The following is a 16,159-nucleotide window of genomic DNA, read 5'->3' as shown; positions in this document are numbered from 1 at the left end:
ACTATTCTGCCGCCCTCAGATGCTGCTTCGCCGCCCGGTCGAAGCAGCGCAGGATCTCCTCTCCGGCCGCGACTCCGGTCAACGCCAGCGGCATCACTCCCGGAGCGCTCCAGCCGACGTCGGCGAGCTCTCCGTGTCCGGGCAACCACGACTGGTCGGCCGCCTGCAGCAGGTCAGCGTCCAACAGCGAATCGCCCGCGGCCAGCGTCAAGGTGGCGCCGGTACGCCGCGCGACCTCAGCCATGGCCGCGCTCTTGGTCAGTGGCCGGGGCACGGCATAGATCTTGCGACCTTGTAGCGATACCGACCAGCCCCGCTCGTCAGCCCAGGCGGTCAGCTCCTTGACCCAGGCCGCCGGCAGCAGGGGGCGTTCCACCACCAGGTAGGCGAAGAGGTCCTCGGCCACCCGGGCCTTGCGCAACCATGCAGGGTCGGCGGAGGCGAGCAGGTGCTCGTGGACCTCCTCCAGCGGGGCGCAGCTCTCGGCCAGGCGCCGAGCGGTGCTGCGGCGCCAGTCCTGGTCGGGTACGCCGTCCACCAGGAGTTGCCCTCCGTTGGCGCAGATCGCGTAGCTGGCCGCAGGGCCGGGGAAGCGGATGCGCTGGTACTGCTTCCGGGTGCGGGTGGTGGTCGGGACGAAAAGCACCCCCGGCTCGGCCGCGAGCGCTGCCAGCAGGCCGGCTGCGCTCTCGGTCATGAAGGACAACGGCTTGCTCTCGTGGACCTCGACGCACAGCAGGCGGGGTGCGAGAGCGTCAGGCGTGCTCAGCGCGAGCGCTGCGGCCGAGTAGATCAATGTGCGGTCGAGATCGCTTGCCACCAAGACGGTCACGGGTTCGCCACGGCCTTTCCGTCCGCGCCGGTCGCACCGCGCGTGTATCGGGGGTGAATGAGTCCTACGCACGTGTAGGGGAGGTCCTCGGCCTCCTCCACGGGCACTCCTCGCTGAGCGGCCAACAAGCGGACGTGGTCGAGGTCGGCTCCGGCGCCGCGGCGGGCCAGGATCTTCCAGGGCACCCGTCGCAGCAGTACCCGTGTGGTCTCACCAACGCCGGGTTTGACCAGGTTGACATCGTGGATTGCCTGCTGCTCGCTGATCCGCTCGACCGCGGCCCAACCCTCCCAGGTGGGACTGCGATCCGCCGCGAGCATCTCCTTGACCTGCTCGGTCACGGAGTCGACCACTTCGTCGAAGCGTCCCGCCACGGTATCGACGAACTCGACGGAGACATCGGCCGGGGTCAGCTCCCGGTAGAACTTCGCGCCGTGGAAGTCCTGCGGCCCGACCAGGTCAGCACGGAGCACGGTGCGCGAAACGAGCCCGGAAACGGTGGAGTTGAGACAAGCCGAAGGAATGAGGAAGTCTTCGCGGGTGCCGTAGGTCGAGACGCAGCCGCCCGGGTCCGCCAGGACCACGAGCTCCGGGTTGAAGGCAGGGAACTCCCGCAGCGCCGCCGTCAGTTCGCGGGTGATCGCTCCCTTTCCGGTCCAGCCGTCGACGAACACCACGTCGGCCGGGTCGTGGCGGGCGGCGAGCCAGCGCAGGGCCTGGCTGTCGATGCCGCGACCGCGGACGATGGAGACCGCATAGTGCGGAAGGTCAAGGCCGTGCCGGTACTGGGCCCAGCGGCGCATCAGCACGCCCACCGGAGTTCCGGCGCGCGCCAGGGAGACCAGCACGGGGTGCGGGGACCGTTCGGCGAGCACGGTTTCGGTGACGATGCCGACGGCCCGCGCGACGCGAGCGGCGGAAGTGGTGAGCGCCTGCTGGTAGAGCTCCTGGTACTGGGCCGTTGGCTGGTACTCGACCGGGAGGGATTCCGCGTAGTGGGCGCCGCCGGCCTGAATGGCTTCCTCGCGCTCCTCGGTCGGCGCCTCCAACTCGACCTCGGAGAGGTCCTGGAGCAGCCAGCCGACGTCCTCGGCGGGGTACGAGGAGAAGGCGGGCCCGCGCAGGGGGGCGACCTCTCGGATGAGGCCGTGCGCAAGGGACATGGTCGGCTCCTGCGGTGTGGTCGGGGGCTGCGCCTGCGACCGGGGAACGTGGGCGGGGACGACAGCGAGGAGTACGCGCCCGGTGTGGGGTGCGAGTTGGGCGAGCAGGCCGCCCGGAGCGTGCAGGTTGGGGGTGTCCCCGGCGCTGTCGACCACCGCGACGACGGTGTCGAAGCCTGCTCCGGCCACGTTGTAGGCGTAGCGGTCGCCGGGGCCGTCGGCGGGATCGTCGTGCGCCGGGAACACCAGCCGTGTACGGATGGCGTATCCGGGGTCGTCCACGGCCAGGACGGGGGAACGGGTGGTGGTGGAGAAGCAGATCTCGGGGGCGGCACCGGTCCGCTCCAGCTCCATGGCGAGCCGCAACGGGGCGTACATCAGCTCTTCGTTGCCGAGGACGAGCACCCGTCCGGGGCGGGGTCCGAGTGCTCCGGCGAGTCGTGCCGCCAGGGTGGGCAACGTGGCTTCGAGGTGCGCCCGGTGTGCCGGGGTGAAGCCGTGGCGTCCACCGTCAGGCAGACCGTCGGGCCAGATCAACTCCACCCGTCCGGGCGGCGGACCGAGGGACGCCGGTCCGGGCGACGCTTCGCCGCGTGGTTCGTTTGCGGCAACCAGTTGCTGGCCGCGCTCCAGTACTCCTTCGGGAAGGGTCAGGGTGCCACTGGCGAGGCAGACCAGGTCGACCCGAGCGCCCAGTTCTGCGGCGAAGGTGGTCAGCCGCTCCCGATCGGCGGCGGAGCGCATGTCGACCAGGGCGACCACCACGTAGCGGTTCCTGGGGTGGCGTGAGTGGAGGTCGCGGATGGTGTTCAGGACGGTGCTGCCGGTGGAGAACTCGTCATCCACCAACACCAACGGACCGGGCCTGGAGAGCAGCTCGCGGTCCGCCGGCAGGAGCAGGTGTGAGGTGGCGTGGCTGTGTGCCTCTTCGAAGCCGCCGGCAGCGGACACCGTTGCGACCGGGCGACGGGTGGAGTGCAGGTAGGTGACGTCACCCAGGCCGTCGGCCACACAGTGACCGAGTCCGGTGGCGGTCTCGGCGTATCCCAGGACGAGGGAACGGCCTGCCTCATTCTCACCGAGCAGTTGCTTCACCCGGACTCCGAGGCGGTGGCCCGCCTGGTAGACCACGGTGGGCGACTGCGGCACGTGTTTGCCCAACACCTGTGAGACGAGCAGGTGGGCTCGTTTGGGGTTGCGACGCAGGGCCATGCCGAGGAGTTCGTTCAGATGCTCGTCTCCGCGCAGGGCGACGCCGAGTCGGCTGCTGACCCAGGATCCCGACCACACCACTTCGTTGATCGTCTTTCCTTCCGTGTTCTTTTTCACCCCGAGAGCCCGGCGTTGAGCAGGTCGACGAAGCCGACCTCTCGTCGGGCCACGCCGAAGACCTCCGCGCGCAGCAAGGTGCGCTCGGCCCAGGCCCGGTGGGGTTTGACCTCGTTCATCTTGTTCGTATACGCGGAACGCATGACTCCGCCGCCGCACCGCTCAGGGCTCAGGATGTCCATGGCATCGCTGTACTCCTCGTGGGACACCACGGAGAGTGCGTGTACGGGTATGACATGCGCCGGGTGGATGCAGGTCTTGCCCATGAGCCCGTTGGCCCGGTCCAGCTCGATCTCTCGGAGCAGGCCGTCGAGATCGTGCTTGATCAGGGCGGTGCGCAGTTCCTCGGCCTCACCCTCCAAGAACGGGCTACGCCGCAGTTGAGGCTTGAACATCCGCTCCTGACGCCGGAAGTACTCCCAGACCGGCCCGGTGACGGTGAAACCGGTGCCGTCGGCGCGGCTGAGGACGTTGACCACGTCGGCAATGACTCCGGCGACGATCTGTACGTCGTACGCCGTCATATCGGGGGTGCGACGCAGTCCGTACACGGAGCAGAAGTCGGTGACGCCGAGGCGCAGGGCGAGGACGCGGTCGCGGTAGCGGTTGATGGTCCGCGAAATACCGGCGAGGGTCTCGGCCCGGCTCTCCAGGTGCAGCAGCTCGGGCGACTCCAGGACGGGCATGGCGAGCAGCCGCTGCTCACTGGCGGCCTCCGCCTTGACCAGGGCCTCCAGGAAGGGCGTACCGCGCCCCTCGGTGAACTTCGGCAGTACGAACCCGGCCAGCTGCCGCACGGAGCTGCCGAGCCGGGTGGTCAGGTCGAGGATCTGTTCCGGCTCTCGGACCCGGACGAAGAGCAAGGGGAGCTCCCCACCGCTGGCGTCCAGGTCGGCGAACTGCCGCACCAGGTTGTCCTCGGCCTCGGCCACCTCACCGTCACTGATGGAGTCCTCCAGGCACAGGACCATGGAGACGACTCCGTTGGCCGCCTGCTTGACGACGTCCTCGGCGAGCCGCGGGCGCAGGGCGGGGCTGTAGAGGGTGGCCCCCAGTGCCACGGCGAGCGTGCGCAGGGGGGAGGCCGCGCTGAACTCGCTCGGCTCCCGGTGAAAGAGGTCCCTGCGGACAGTGGATGCGATATGCCCGAAGTGACGCATGTGGTTCCCTCGCGCTGACTTGGTGAGCCGACTGACGTGGCGGGTAATAGTACGTACGAATGAGTGTCAAGAGTTCCCCAAGCGTGTGAAATCCGGGTGACCCTCTTGCACCATGCCCAGGCCTCACCGCCCGGACAAGGCCCTACCGGCGGCCCGCATTGTTCCTCGCCACCCCGGGAGGGCAGGATGACCGGCATGACGCACGCGATGCAGAAGGGTTCCAACATCCCGGTGGCCGCCACCGCGGTCCGGGCCGTGCTCCGCTGGGGCCACGGTCCGCAGGTTCCGGACGTGGACGCCTCGGCGCTGTTGCTGGGTTCGGACGGCCGGGTGCGCTCGGATGAGGACTTCGTCTTCTACAACCAACCCCGCCATCCCTCGGGCACCGTTTGGCGGCTGGGCAAGAAGCGGCTCTCCGATTCAGTGACCGACGCCGTCCAGGCCGACCTCGTAGCGGTGAGCCCGGCTGTGAACAGGATCCTGGTCGTCGCCTCGGCTGAGGACGTTCCCTTCGAGCGCGTGCAGGACCTACGGATCCTGCTCTACGACGCCACGGTTGAGGGCGGCGCGGAACCGGTCGCCTCTTTCGAGGTCCGGCCCGAGACGGGCGCCGAGACCGCTCTCGTCTGCGGCGAGCTCTATCGGCGCGGTGAGGGATGGAAGTTCCGGGCGCTGGGCGAGGGCTACTCCAACGGCCTGGTAGGACTCGCCACCGACTACGGGATCTCGGTCGACGAGAGCGAGAGCGAAAGCCCGCAACCCGGCCATGCGCCGCCGACGGGCCAGGGGGTACCGTCCGGCCACCCCGCTCCGCCCACCCAGGCTCCCCCGACCGCGCCCCCCGCCTACGGCTATCCGCAGTCGGTCGCTCCGCCGCCCCCGGCGCCGCTCCCGATTCCCGCACCCGGTGGGGACCCGGAATTCCGGCTCCCCCTACAGGGCCCCCAGTTCCTCCGGGTCTAGGCAGTGTCTGACAATTGATCTTGTGCTCTTGTCTGGGCTGGGCTGGGGTGTGGCAAGCGTGGCCCCCTTGGCCGGGCCTGTCCTGCGAGTGCGATGGAGGTTGGCAGGCATGGGCTTGAACGAGTCAGGGATCCTGTGGTCAGGTCAGCTCGGCCGACTGTCCGCAGAGGTACGGGAAGTGGACGGTCAACGGATCCTGCGGATCGGAGACTGGTCCACCGTAGTGAATGCCCAGACGCAGATCCGCCACCGAAGCGGCCTGCTGAGCCACCGCCTCATCGTTTGCCAGCCCGCCCAGCCCTCGTTCGTGCACCGCTATCGGCTCCCCTGGTTGCTCCAGCTGGCCCCGGCTTGGGAGGCCACCTACGACCGGTGGTCGGCTGAAGCGGACGATCCGGGGCTGGCTCTGGTCGAACTTTTGAGCGGAACGGACGACTGGCGATAACTGGTCTCATGGCGGCTCGTGGTGAGCTGCGGGATGCGGCGTGGGCGCGGATAGAGCCGTTGCTGCCGGGTACGGATGGGCGGGGCAGGCCATGGCGAGAGCACCGACAGATGGTCAACGGGGTGCTGTGGCGGCTGCGGACCGGAGCTCCCTGGAGGGATCTGCCCGAACGGTACGTGCCCTGGCAGACCGTCTACGAGCGTTTCGCCCGCTGGGAGGCCGACGGCACCTGGGCACGACTACTGGAGCACGTCCAGGTCCGCGACGACGCCGTGGGCCGCATCGAGTGGATCGTCTCCATCGACTCCACCGTCAACCGGGCCCACCAACACGCCGCCGGCGCCCGCAAAAAGGGGAACCAGACGGGGGCAAACTGGAAGATCCGGGCCGCACGGCGGCGCGTGAGGCCCTCGGCCGGTCCCGAGGTGGACTGACCACCAAGGTCCACCTGGCGGTCAACGGACGCGGCCTGCCGCTAAGGCTCGTCCTCACCCCGGGCGACGCGGGTGACGCCACCGCGTTCGATACGGTGCTGGAGGCCACCCGCGTCCCACGGTGCGGCCGGGGGGCGACCGCGCACCCGGCCGGACCGGATCGTGGCGGACAAGGCCTATTCCCCAAGGGCGATCCGGGCCTGGTGTCGTCGCCGTGGCATCGCCGCAACCATTCCCGAGCGTGCGGATCAGGTGGCCAACCGGCTTCGCCGCGGCTCCCGGGGAGGGTAGCCGCCGCTCTTCGACACCGAGGCCTACCACGGGCGGAACGTGGTCGAGCGGTGCTTCAACCGCCTCAAGCAGTTCCGCGCGGTCGCCACCTGGTTCGACGAGCTCGGTGTCCGATATCGCGCTGGGCTCCTTCTGGCGTCCCTCGTTCCGTGGCTCCGCGAACCCGCCTCGTGACCATTGTCAGACACGCCCCAAGGCCCGCCCGCGCCTGACCGGGACGGCCACGGTGCCCGGTCAGGCCTTCGCGGACTTGTAACCCCTCCCCCACTGGAGCCCCCAGCCGTAGAGCCGGTCGAGCTCCGCCTGAAAGCCATAAACGAACTTCACCTCTCGTCGTACTATCAGCTCGCCCTTGATGTGCTCCAGCGACAGCACCGCGCAGGAACGCGCTTGCGGTGCCCGCTCGTCCAGCGCGATCTCGATCCGGGGGCCGTTCGACGGATAGAGAGTGACCAGCGCGTGCGTACGGTCGAAGGCTGGCGTCTGGTCGTAGATGTAGCAGAAGACAAGAAGTCGCTTTATCTCGTCCGCGTGGTCGAGGTTGACGAAGAGCGTCTCCCCGGAGGGGGCCCCGAAGCGGTCATCGCCGCTGAGCTTCACATAGGGCGGGGAATTGACGTCGCCGAGCAGGTTCCCCAGTGGCTGCACCACTCCCCGCTGACCGTTCTGCAGCTCGTACAGGCAGCCGAGGTCGAGGTCGACATTGACCATGCCCTGGGTGTGCGCCTGCACGATCTCGGGCTTGAACAGCTTGAAGGGATGCCGCAAGAGCTGCCCGCTCTGGCTCGGTTTCCCACCGATGTCTGAGGTCCTCATCTGCCAGGACAGGTTCACCCGCAGATTGCCGGTGACCGCCCCCTGTTTGGTCAACGACACCGTGGGGTGCCGTTTGGTCAACTCGATCGCGTTCGAGGAGGATCCCCCTGACTGGAACTCCGCCGCCCGGGAACCCATCAGACCATCGAAGAAGCCCATCCCCCACTACCCCCAGCCACTCAACGCGGAGGTCCCCCTCGGGACCACGACAACGGGGCGACCGCCGGGTTCGTGAAACCCTCGGCCGCCCCGCTAGAGCGTTCCGCTATTCGGCCCGGATCACACCCCGGACGGCACTTCCTCGTTCTCCTTGGAGCCACCGTCCTGTGCCTCGATGCGCCGGTTGCGCACCACCGAGGACCAGAACGACGCCGCGATCAGCACCACGCCGATCAGGCCGGTGATGATCTCACTGATCTCGTACTGGATGGTGATGAGCAAGATGGCCGCGAGGGCACCGATCGCGTAGTGCGCACCGTGCTCCAGGTAGACGTAGTCGTCGAGGGTCCCCTGGCGCACCAGGTAGACCGTGAGCGAGCGGACGTACATGGCTCCGATGCCGAGACCGAGCGCCATCCAGAAGATGTGATTGGTGATGGCGAAGGCGCCGATGACCCCGTCGAAGGAGAAGGACGCATCGAGGACCTCCAGGTACAGGAACAGGAAGAAGGCCGCCTTTCCCGCGAGGCCGACGGCGGAAACCTGCTTGCCCTCGCGACGCGCCTTCTCCTCCTCCTCGTGTTCACGCTCCTCGTCCTCTTCGAGCCGGTCTTCGAAGTAGGAGGACAGGCCGCCGACGATCAGGTAGGTGATCAGACCCGCCACGCCCGCGAGGAGTACGGTGGCCGACTTGTCCTGGTGACCAGTGCTGGTGTGGGCGTTCACCGCGACGGTCATCGCCGAGACCAGCAGCAGGATCAGCGCGATGCAGACCGACAGCATGTCGACCTTGCCGAGCTTGGCCAGCGGGCGCTCCAGCCACGCCAGCCACTTGTGGTCACGCTCCTCGAAGATGAAGTCCAGGAAGATCATCATCAGGAACATGCCGCCGAAGGCAGCGATGGCCGGATGGGCGTCCGTGACCAGCGCCTCGTAACGCTCGGGCTGGTCCAAGGCGAGGTTGACGGCCTCGATCGGGCCGACCTTGGCACTGATGGCGACGATGACGACGGGGAAGACCAGCCGCATTCCAAAGACCGCGATCAAGATGCCGACCGTCAGGAAGATCTTCTGCCAGAAGGCATTCATCTTCTTCAGGATTCCGGCGTTGACGACCGCATTGTCGAAGGACAGCGAGATTTCCAGAACCGACAGGATCAGAACGATCCCGAACGCCTCCCAGCCCCACTGCCACGCGGCGAAGGCGAGGCCGAGCGCCGTAATGGCAAACGACCAGCCGAACGTTCTCAAGAGCACTGGCAACCCCATCGTTGTGTACGGGTGTCTCCCCCCGCGCCGTGCGGGGCTTTACGAAACGTTGACCCCGAAGTCTAGAGCGATGCCCCGAAGCCCTGACGCGTACCCCTGCCCCACGGCCCGGAACTTCCATTCGCCGCCATAGCGGTACACCTCCCCGAAGATCATCGCGGTCTCGGTCGAGGCGTCCTCGCTCAGGTCGTAGCGTGCGAGCTCCGCGTCGTCGGCCTGGTTCACCACACGGATGAAGGCATTGGTGATCTGCCCGAACGTCTGGTTACGGGCGTCGGCATCATGGATGGAGACCGGGAACACGATCTTGTCCACTTCAGCCGGGACCAGGGACAGGTCGATCAGGATCGACTCGTCATCCCCCTCGCCCTCACCCGTGAGGTTGTCGCCGGTGTGCTCGACCGAGCCGTCGGGGCTCTTGAGGTTGTTGTAGAAGACGAAGTACGCGTCTCCGAGAACCCGACCTCCACTGCACAGCAAGGCACTGGCGTCGAGGTCGAAGTCTGCGCCCGTGGTCGAGCGTGCGTCCCAGCCGAGCCCGACCATCACCTTGGTGAGGTTGGGTGCGGCCTTGGAGAGGGAGACGTTGCCCCCCTTGGCGAGTGTGACGCCCATGTTCGTGTCCTCCCCGGACTAAGCGGCGGTGCCGCGGCGGTGCGGTGCAGCGTTGACGCTGTGCGCGATACAGCAGTGGTGCAGGTGACGCGCGTCCGGCGCCGCACACGGGGTGTACGGCGCCGGACGGTGCGGAGCGGTCCGCTCTGGGGCGTGACTCAGACGTTGACGCCGAAGTCCTGCGCGATGCCACGCAGGCCCGAGGCGTAGCCCTGACCAATGGCGCGGAACTTCCACTCCGCGCCGTTGCGGTACAGCTCGCCGAAGACCATGGCGGTCTCGGTCGAGGCGTCCTCGCTGAGGTCGTAGCGCGCGAGCTCGGCGTTGTCCGCCTGGTTCACCACACGGATGAACGCGTTGCGAACCTGGCCGAAGCTCTGCTGGCGCCCCTCGGCCTCGTAGATCGAGACCGGGAAGACGATCCGGTGGACATCGGCCGGCACCGCGGCGAGGTTCACCTTGATCTGCTCGTCGTCGCCCTCGCCCTCACCCGTGAGGTTGTCACCGGTGTGCTCGACCGAGCCGTCGGGGCTCTTCAGGTTGTTGAAGAAGACGAAGTTCGAGTCGTTGGCGACCTTGCCCTGGTCGTTGGTCAGCAGCGCGCTGGCATCGAGGTCGAAGTCAACCCCGGTGGTGGTGCGAGCGTCCCAGCCCAGACCGACGATGATCGCCGTCAGGTTGGGGGCGGCCTTGGTCAGCGAGACGTTGCCGCCCTTGCTGAGGCTGACTCCCACGGATCCTCCAGTGGTGTTCGAGGGGCGGGGCCCCGTCGTGCGTTCTACCGGATCAACGTTTTGATCCTAGTGACCGGTTCCCACCCTGACGCCCCAATTCACAGGTTGTCGAGGGCCTTGATGTACTCGTTCAGGTCACGGGCATCGGGTAGGCCCTTGATCACACTCCACCGCACGATGCCGTCCTTGTCGATGACGAAGGTGCCGCGCACGGCGCACCCCTTGTCCTCGACGAAGACCCCGTAGGCACGGGAGGCCTCCCCGTGCGGCCAGAAGTCAGAGAGCAGCGGGTAGTCCAGACCCTCCTGCTCGGCGAAGACACGGAGCGAGTGGATCGAGTCCGTGGAGACGGCCAGAAGCTGCACGTCCTCGTTGACGAACCGCGGCAACTGGTCACGGAGCGCGCACAGCTCACCGGTGCACACACCGGTGAAGGCGAAGGGGTAGAAGAGCAGCACGACGTTCTTCTCGCCACGGAAGTCGGACAGTCGCACGGTCCGGCCGTGGTTGTCCTTGAGCTCGAAGTCCGGGGCCTTGTCGCCGACCTCGATCGCCATGTCTCGTCATCCCTCTCAGCTGGGCAGTCCGAATGCCGTGCCCCACCCTATGGCCCAACATCCCCGCATGACACCCGGGGAACCCAAGGAGGGTCGGCAGTTCCGATCCGAGCGGCCATCCCCGGCCCAGGCGCCGCTACAGGACCTGCCGCGCAAGGCTCCCGAGCCCGATCGGCACGTAAGGCCCCGGGCATGCGAAGGGGTTGTGTAGCGGCGTGACGACGGCACGTGCCGGAAGCCTCCGTGGGACGGAGCGCCGACCGCCCCCGGGCCAGGAAGACGACAGGTCCCCACCGATCATGATCGACGGGGACCTGTTCGCGTACTGCCGGCGCTGCGGGTCAGCGCTTGCCGGGCTTGGCGGCCTTCGGGGTCACCAGCCGGCTGGCCGTCCAGTCCTTGCCCACGCTGACGGTCTTGGTCTGCGAAAGGCCGGCCGTCTGGGCGGCTTCGTTGATGTCGCTCGGCTCCACATGCCCGGCACGTCCGGTCTTGGGGGTCAGCAGCAGCACCTGCCCGCCGTCGTCGACCAGCTCGATGGCGTCGACCAGCGCGTCCGTCAGGTCGCCGTCGTCCTCTCGGAACCACAGCAGCACGGCATCGGCCACGTCGTCGTAGTCCTCGTCGACGAGATCGACGCCGATGTGCTCCTCGATGGCCTCACGGAAATCCTGATCGACGTCGTCGTCGTAGCCGATCTCCTGGACCACCTGCTCGGGCTGGAAACCCAGCCTGCCGGCCAGGGTGGTCCGCTCCTCCGCGTGGTCCGCGGTCGCGCTCACGGGTTGCCTCCTGCTCATGTTCGGTGATGTCTCGGGCCGCGCGCGTACGCGCAGCATTGGGCGTAGTCCACACGGGCGCGGCGGATCGCGCAAGTACCCGGCCGCCGAGACCGTCGAAACGGTGACGTTTACGGCCGTCTCGCCGCAACTCCCGGCATGCCTCTCCGCAGCCCCCGGTGACACATCCCACACCATTCAACCGGAATTATGGACTCTTCGGCGCCTTGGCGGACTTTCCCGCCGCACCGGGGGGTAGATGGACCCTACCGGGCTCGAACATCGCCGGGGCGTAAGGTTGCGATTTGACCGGACTCCACTCGGGCCCTGGTAGCGGCGCTCCGTAGAGATCGTTGTTACCCCTCGGTATAGGTGAAGATTCCGCCCTCGCGGTACACGATGGGAGGCGGCGTGAACCCCGGCACGACCGCTCACCGGCATGACGCACAACTGCATCCGACTGCGTGCGCCGTCCGCAATCGACCGCGGCGGTTCACGACCTGACAGCGAAGGAACAGCGTGGCTTCCGCATCCGATCGCAACCCGATCATTATTGGCGGCCTGCCGAGCCAGGTCCCGGACTTCGATCCGGAAGAGACCCAGGAATGGCTCGACTCCCTCGACGCCGCCGTCGACGAGCGGGGCCGTGAGCGTGCCCGTTACCTGATGTTGCGGCTCATCGAGCGCGCGCGTGAGAAGCGCGTGGCCGTCCCGGAGATGCGCAGCACCGACTACGTCAACACCATCGCCACCAGGGACGAGCCCTTCTTTCCCGGGAACGAAGAGATCGAACGCAAGGTGCTCAACGCCACCCGCTGGAACGCAGCGGTGATGGTCTCGCGAGCCCAGCGGCCCGGGATCGGCGTGGGCGGTCACATCGCGACCTTCGCTTCCTCCGCCTCTCTCTACGACGTCGGCTTCAACCACTTCTTCCGGGGCAAGGACGAAGGGGACGGCGGCGACCAGATCTTCTTCCAAGGCCACGCCTCTCCCGGCATCTACGCGAGGGCCTTCCTCCTAGACCGGCTCTCCGAGCAGCAGCTCGACGCCTTCCGTCAGGAGAAGTCCCGCGCGCCCTACGGGCTGTCCAGCTACCCGCACCCGCGGCTGATGCCGGACTTCTGGGAGTTCCCCACCGTCTCGATGGGTCTTGGCCCGCTCGGCGCGATCTACCAGGCCCGGATGAACCGCTACATGGAGGCGCGCGGTATCGCGGACACCTCCAAGTCACACGTGTGGGCGTATCTCGGCGATGGCGAGATGGACGAGCCCGAGTCGCTCGGACAGCTCTCGATCGCCGCCCGCGAGAGCCTGGACAACCTGACGTTCGTGGTCAATTGCAACCTCCAGCGGCTCGACGGCCCGGTGCGCGGCAATGGCAAGGTCATCCAGGAGCTGGAGTCACAGTTCCGAGGCGCCGGCTGGAACGTCATCAAACTGGTGTGGGACCGATCCTGGGACCCGCTGCTGGCCCAGGACCGCGACGGCATCTTGGTCAACCGGCTCAACAGCACCCCCGACGGTCAGTTCCAGACGTATGCGACGGAGACCGGCGCCTACATCCGGGAACACTTCTTCGGTGACGACCACCGCTTGCGATCCATGGTCGAGAACATGACCGACCAGCAGATCCTGCATCTGGGCCGTGGCGGCCACGACCACAAGAAGATCTACGCGGCCTACGCGGCAGCCAAGGCACACAAGGGCCAGCCCACGGTGATCCTGGCGCAGACGGTCAAGGGTTGGACCCTCGGTCCGAACTTCGAGGGACGCAACGCAACCCACCAGATGAAGAAGCTCACGGTCGACGACCTCAAGCGCTTCCGCGACCGGCTGCACCTCCCGATTAGCGACCAGCAGCTGGAGGCCGGGCCTCCCCCGTACTACCACCCAGGCCGCGACTCCGAAGAGATCCAGTACATGCACGACCGGCGCAAGTCGTTGGGGGGATACGTCCCCACCCGTGTCGTGCGGGCAGAGCCGCTGCGGCTTCCTGCCGACGAGACCTACGCCGCAGCGAAGAAGGGCTCAGGACAGCAGTCGATCGCCACCACGATGGCCTTCGTCCGTATCCTCAAGGACCTGATGCGGGACAAGGAGATCGGAAAGCGCTTTGTGCTGATTGCGCCGGACGAGTACCGCACCTTCGGCATGGACGCCTTCTTCCCGAGCGCCAAGATCTACAACCCGCTGGGGCAGCAGTACGAGGCGGTCGACCGTGATCTGCTACTGGCCTACAAGGAATCACCCACGGGCCAGATGCTGCATGACGGGATCTCCGAGGCTGGCTGTACAGCCTCGCTCATCGCCGCGGGTTCGGCCTACGCCACCCACGGCGAGCCCCTGATCCCGGTCTACGTCTTCTACTCGATGTTCGGTTTTCAGCGGACCGGTGACCAGTTCTGGCAGATGGCCGACCAGTTGGCACGCGGATTCGTCCTTGGCGCAACTGCCGGCCGAACCACCCTCACGGGCGAGGGTCTCCAGCACGCCGACGGGCATTCCCAGCTCCTTGCCTCGACCAACCCCGGCTGCATCGCCTACGACCCGGCCTTCGGTTACGAGATCGCGCACATCGTCAAGGACGGACTCCGCCGCATGTACGGCCCGGCCTCCGAGGACGTCTTCTACTACCTGACGGTGTACAACGAGCCGATCCAGCACCCCGCTGAGCCGGCGGACGCAGACGTGGACGGAATCCTCAAGGGCCTGTACCGCTTCCAGGCAGGAGAAGCCGGAGAGGTGCCCGCGCAGATCCTCGCTTCGGGAGTCGCGGTTCCCTGGGCCGTAGAGGCTCAGAGGATCCTCGCCGAAGAGTGGAACGTACGCGCCGACGTCTGGTCGGCGACCAGCTGGAACGAACTACGCAGAGAAGCCGTCGAGGTCGAGGAGCACAACCTGCTCCACCCAGAGGAAGAACAGCGCGTCCCCTATGTGACACGAAAGCTCTCCGGCGCCGGGGGGCCCTTCGTAGCCGTTTCGGACTGGATGCGCAGCGTGCCGGACCAGATCTCCCGCTGGGTCCCGGGGCCCTACACCTCCCTCGGTGCGGATGGTTTCGGTTTTGCTGACACTCGTGGCGCGGCGCGACGCTTCTTCCACATCGACGCCCAGTCGATCGTGCTGGCGGTGCTCAGCGAGCTCGCGAAAGAGGGCAAGGTCGACCGATCCGTGCTGAAGCAGGCCGTGGACCGCTATCAGCTGCTCGACGTGACGGCCGCCGACCCGGGCGCCGCTGGCGGCGACGCCTGATTCTTCAAGAGCTCGGGGGAACGGGGCGGTGGTCTGACGGGGACTGCCGCCCCGCCCATTGCCTACCATGCGGGGCATGAAAGACCTGCCCACTCAGCAACGCTGGGAGCGCCACAGTCAAACTCCGCTGCTCGCTCTCGCCATGGCCTTCACCATCGCCTACACCGTGCCGATCGTCTTCCCGGATGCCAGCCGCGTCGTACACAGGGCCTGCACGCTGACCGAGTGGGTCGTCTGGGGTGCCTTCGCGGTGGACTACCTCGTGCGCTTCACCTTGGCCCCCGCGCGTCGACGGTTCGTCCGCACCCATTGGCTCGACCTGCTTGCCGTGCTCCTGCCGATGATCCAGCCCCTGCGACTGTTGCGGCTGGTCTCCACCCTCCTGCTCGTGGGTCGCCGGGCGCGCATGGCACCACAGATACAGCTCACGACCTATGTGGCCGGTTCAGTGGTAGGTCTGATGATGTTCGGCTCACTCGCCGTGTTGAGCGTGGAGCGGGACGCCCCTGACGGCAACATCAAGACCTTGGGCGATGCGGTGTGGTGGTCCTTCACCACCATGACCACGGTGGGCTACGGCGACCTCGCCCCCAAGACAGGCCTGGGTCGGATACTCGCCGTCGGCCTGATGCTCTCTGGTATCGCTCTTCTCGGTGTGGTCACAGCGAACATCGCCGCGTGGTTCATCTCACGGTTCGAGCGCGACGATATGGAGGAGCGACGGCAGACCGCCGCGATCACGGCCTTGGTGGAGGAGGTCCAAGCCCTGCGTTGCGAAGTTGCGCGACTGTCCGGAGCGGAGGCACCGGGTCCTGTGGTTCCGCCGCAACCATCCTTGGTGGTCGACTCCGAGGGCTCAGGACCACCTCGCTAGTCCTCCCACACCTTGAAAGCCCTCACCTGATAGGGCGATTGGGGAAGCCAGACGCCGTCGCCTGGATAGGTCTGAAATTCGCCGGTCTCAGCGCACTCGGCTGACTGGTAGGTGGTCACCGACCGGCCGGTGCGATTGGCCAGCGCCTGGGCCGAGGTCCCCGGTGCCAGCGGTGTGCAGCTCTCCACATCGACCCCGCTGAGCTCATGGACCTGGCGTTTACCCCGGAACTCCGACTTCGCCCACAGGCACAGCTGGCCGGTGGCGCACTTGCCCAGTGCGGTCGCCGGCGTCGCGGCCTGCGCCGAGCCGGGGAGCAAGATGGCGGCGGCCAGGAAGAACGCAGCGCACGCCGCCGAAAGGAGGCTCGGAGTCCGGGCACTCGGCGCTGCGGACGGCCGGGACGTGCGCGGAGCGCCAGAGCGCGCCATGGGCGTGGAAGTGTCGTTACGCATCAGAGATCAACCCCCGCAGGAGAAGGACCCGC

Annotated in this window: 14 protein-coding genes and 1 pseudogene; 5 read left to right on the top strand and 10 right to left on the bottom strand. The window is 67.3% G+C overall.

All coding sequences use genetic code 11. The features are described 5' to 3' along the window. Position 1 precedes the first annotated feature (1 nt). The 3 genes from ACFYMC_RS00830 to ACFYMC_RS00820 are packed head-to-tail and all read right to left on the bottom strand — an operon-like array spanning position 2 to position 4,484. Positions 2-832, bottom strand: a complete 831-nt coding sequence (locus ACFYMC_RS00830; protein WP_388516718.1) for an HAD family hydrolase — start codon at positions 830-832, stop codon at positions 2-4. Further along, a complete protein-coding gene (locus ACFYMC_RS00825) occupies positions 829-3,324 on the bottom strand; it encodes a phosphoribosyltransferase (protein ID WP_388516716.1) in 2,496 nt (831 codons plus the stop codon). Before ACFYMC_RS00825 ends, ACFYMC_RS00830 begins: the two co-directional genes overlap by 4 nt. Continuing rightward, entirely contained in the window at positions 3,321-4,484 is a 1,164-nt protein-coding gene (locus ACFYMC_RS00820) for an HpcH/HpaI aldolase/citrate lyase family protein (RefSeq protein ID WP_388516713.1), read from the bottom strand. The genes ACFYMC_RS00825 and ACFYMC_RS00820 overlap by 4 nt, the downstream gene beginning before the upstream one ends. A gap of 186 nt (positions 4,485-4,670) precedes the next feature. Between ACFYMC_RS00820 and ACFYMC_RS00815 the strand changes: the two genes are divergently transcribed. From ACFYMC_RS00815 to ACFYMC_RS00805, 3 genes and pseudogenes are all read left to right on the top strand, one after another. Continuing rightward, positions 4,671-5,447 carry a TerD family protein gene (locus ACFYMC_RS00815; protein WP_388516710.1) on the top strand — a complete coding sequence of 259 codons (777 nt, stop codon included), beginning with the start codon at positions 4,671-4,673 and terminating at the stop codon, positions 5,445-5,447. A gap of 109 nt (positions 5,448-5,556) precedes the next feature. After that, a complete protein-coding gene (locus ACFYMC_RS00810) occupies positions 5,557-5,892 on the top strand; it encodes a hypothetical protein (RefSeq protein WP_388516707.1) in 336 nt (111 codons plus the stop codon). 8 nt (positions 5,893-5,900) lie between these two features. Beyond that, positions 5,901-6,791: pseudogene (locus tag ACFYMC_RS00805) on the top strand (IS5 family transposase). Positions 6,792-6,851: 60 nt separating this feature from the next. Here ACFYMC_RS00805 and ACFYMC_RS00800 read toward each other — a convergent pair. The 6 genes from ACFYMC_RS00800 to ACFYMC_RS00775 form a co-directional block, all read right to left on the bottom strand. After that, the gene (locus ACFYMC_RS00800) at positions 6,852-7,592 is read right to left on the bottom strand and encodes a Tellurium resistance (RefSeq protein ID WP_388516704.1); all 741 of its coding nucleotides are present in this window, start codon (positions 7,590-7,592) and stop codon (positions 6,852-6,854) included. A 120-nt stretch (positions 7,593-7,712) separates the two neighbouring features. Next, entirely contained in the window at positions 7,713-8,849 is a 1,137-nt protein-coding gene (locus tag ACFYMC_RS00795) for a DUF475 domain-containing protein (RefSeq protein ID WP_388516701.1), read from the bottom strand. Positions 8,850-8,900: 51 nt separating this feature from the next. Continuing rightward, positions 8,901-9,476: a TerD family protein gene (locus tag ACFYMC_RS00790; protein ID WP_388516699.1), complete on the bottom strand. Its 576-nt coding sequence runs from the start codon at positions 9,474-9,476 to the stop codon at positions 8,901-8,903. 158 nt (positions 9,477-9,634) lie between these two features. Then, the gene (locus ACFYMC_RS00785) at positions 9,635-10,210 is read right to left on the bottom strand and encodes a TerD family protein (protein ID WP_388516696.1); all 576 of its coding nucleotides are present in this window, start codon (positions 10,208-10,210) and stop codon (positions 9,635-9,637) included. Positions 10,211-10,308: 98 nt separating this feature from the next. Continuing rightward, positions 10,309-10,767, bottom strand: a complete 459-nt coding sequence (locus ACFYMC_RS00780; RefSeq protein ID WP_388516693.1) for a peroxiredoxin — start codon at positions 10,765-10,767, stop codon at positions 10,309-10,311. A 341-nt stretch (positions 10,768-11,108) separates the two neighbouring features. After that, positions 11,109-11,549, bottom strand: a complete 441-nt coding sequence (locus ACFYMC_RS00775; protein WP_388516690.1) for a DUF3052 domain-containing protein — start codon at positions 11,547-11,549, stop codon at positions 11,109-11,111. Positions 11,550-12,065: 516 nt separating this feature from the next. On the opposite strand from ACFYMC_RS00775, the gene aceE reads away from it, so the two are divergent. Together aceE and ACFYMC_RS00765 are read left to right on the top strand one after the other, a co-directional pair. After that, positions 12,066-14,798, top strand: coding sequence for a pyruvate dehydrogenase (acetyl-transferring), homodimeric type (gene aceE, locus ACFYMC_RS00770; RefSeq protein ID WP_388516687.1), 2,733 nt, complete (start codon positions 12,066-12,068; stop codon positions 14,796-14,798). Between the two features lie 76 nt (positions 14,799-14,874). Next, positions 14,875-15,672: a potassium channel family protein gene (locus ACFYMC_RS00765; protein WP_388516685.1), complete on the top strand. Its 798-nt coding sequence runs from the start codon at positions 14,875-14,877 to the stop codon at positions 15,670-15,672. Here the strand turns inward: ACFYMC_RS00765 and ACFYMC_RS00760 are convergent. Continuing rightward, complete coding sequence (locus ACFYMC_RS00760; protein WP_388517057.1) at positions 15,669-16,103, bottom strand: peptidase inhibitor family I36 protein; 435 nt, start codon at positions 16,101-16,103, stop codon at positions 15,669-15,671. The two genes, ACFYMC_RS00765 and ACFYMC_RS00760, sit on opposite strands and share 4 nt — an antisense overlap. Positions 16,104-16,159: the final 56 nt, after the last annotated feature.

The organism is Streptomyces sp. NPDC006879 (assembly GCF_042869595.1).
In the GTDB taxonomy this organism is placed as follows: Bacteria; Actinomycetota; Actinomycetes; order Streptomycetales; family Streptomycetaceae; genus Streptomyces.
This window is presented reverse-complemented; position numbering and strand designations above follow the sequence as displayed.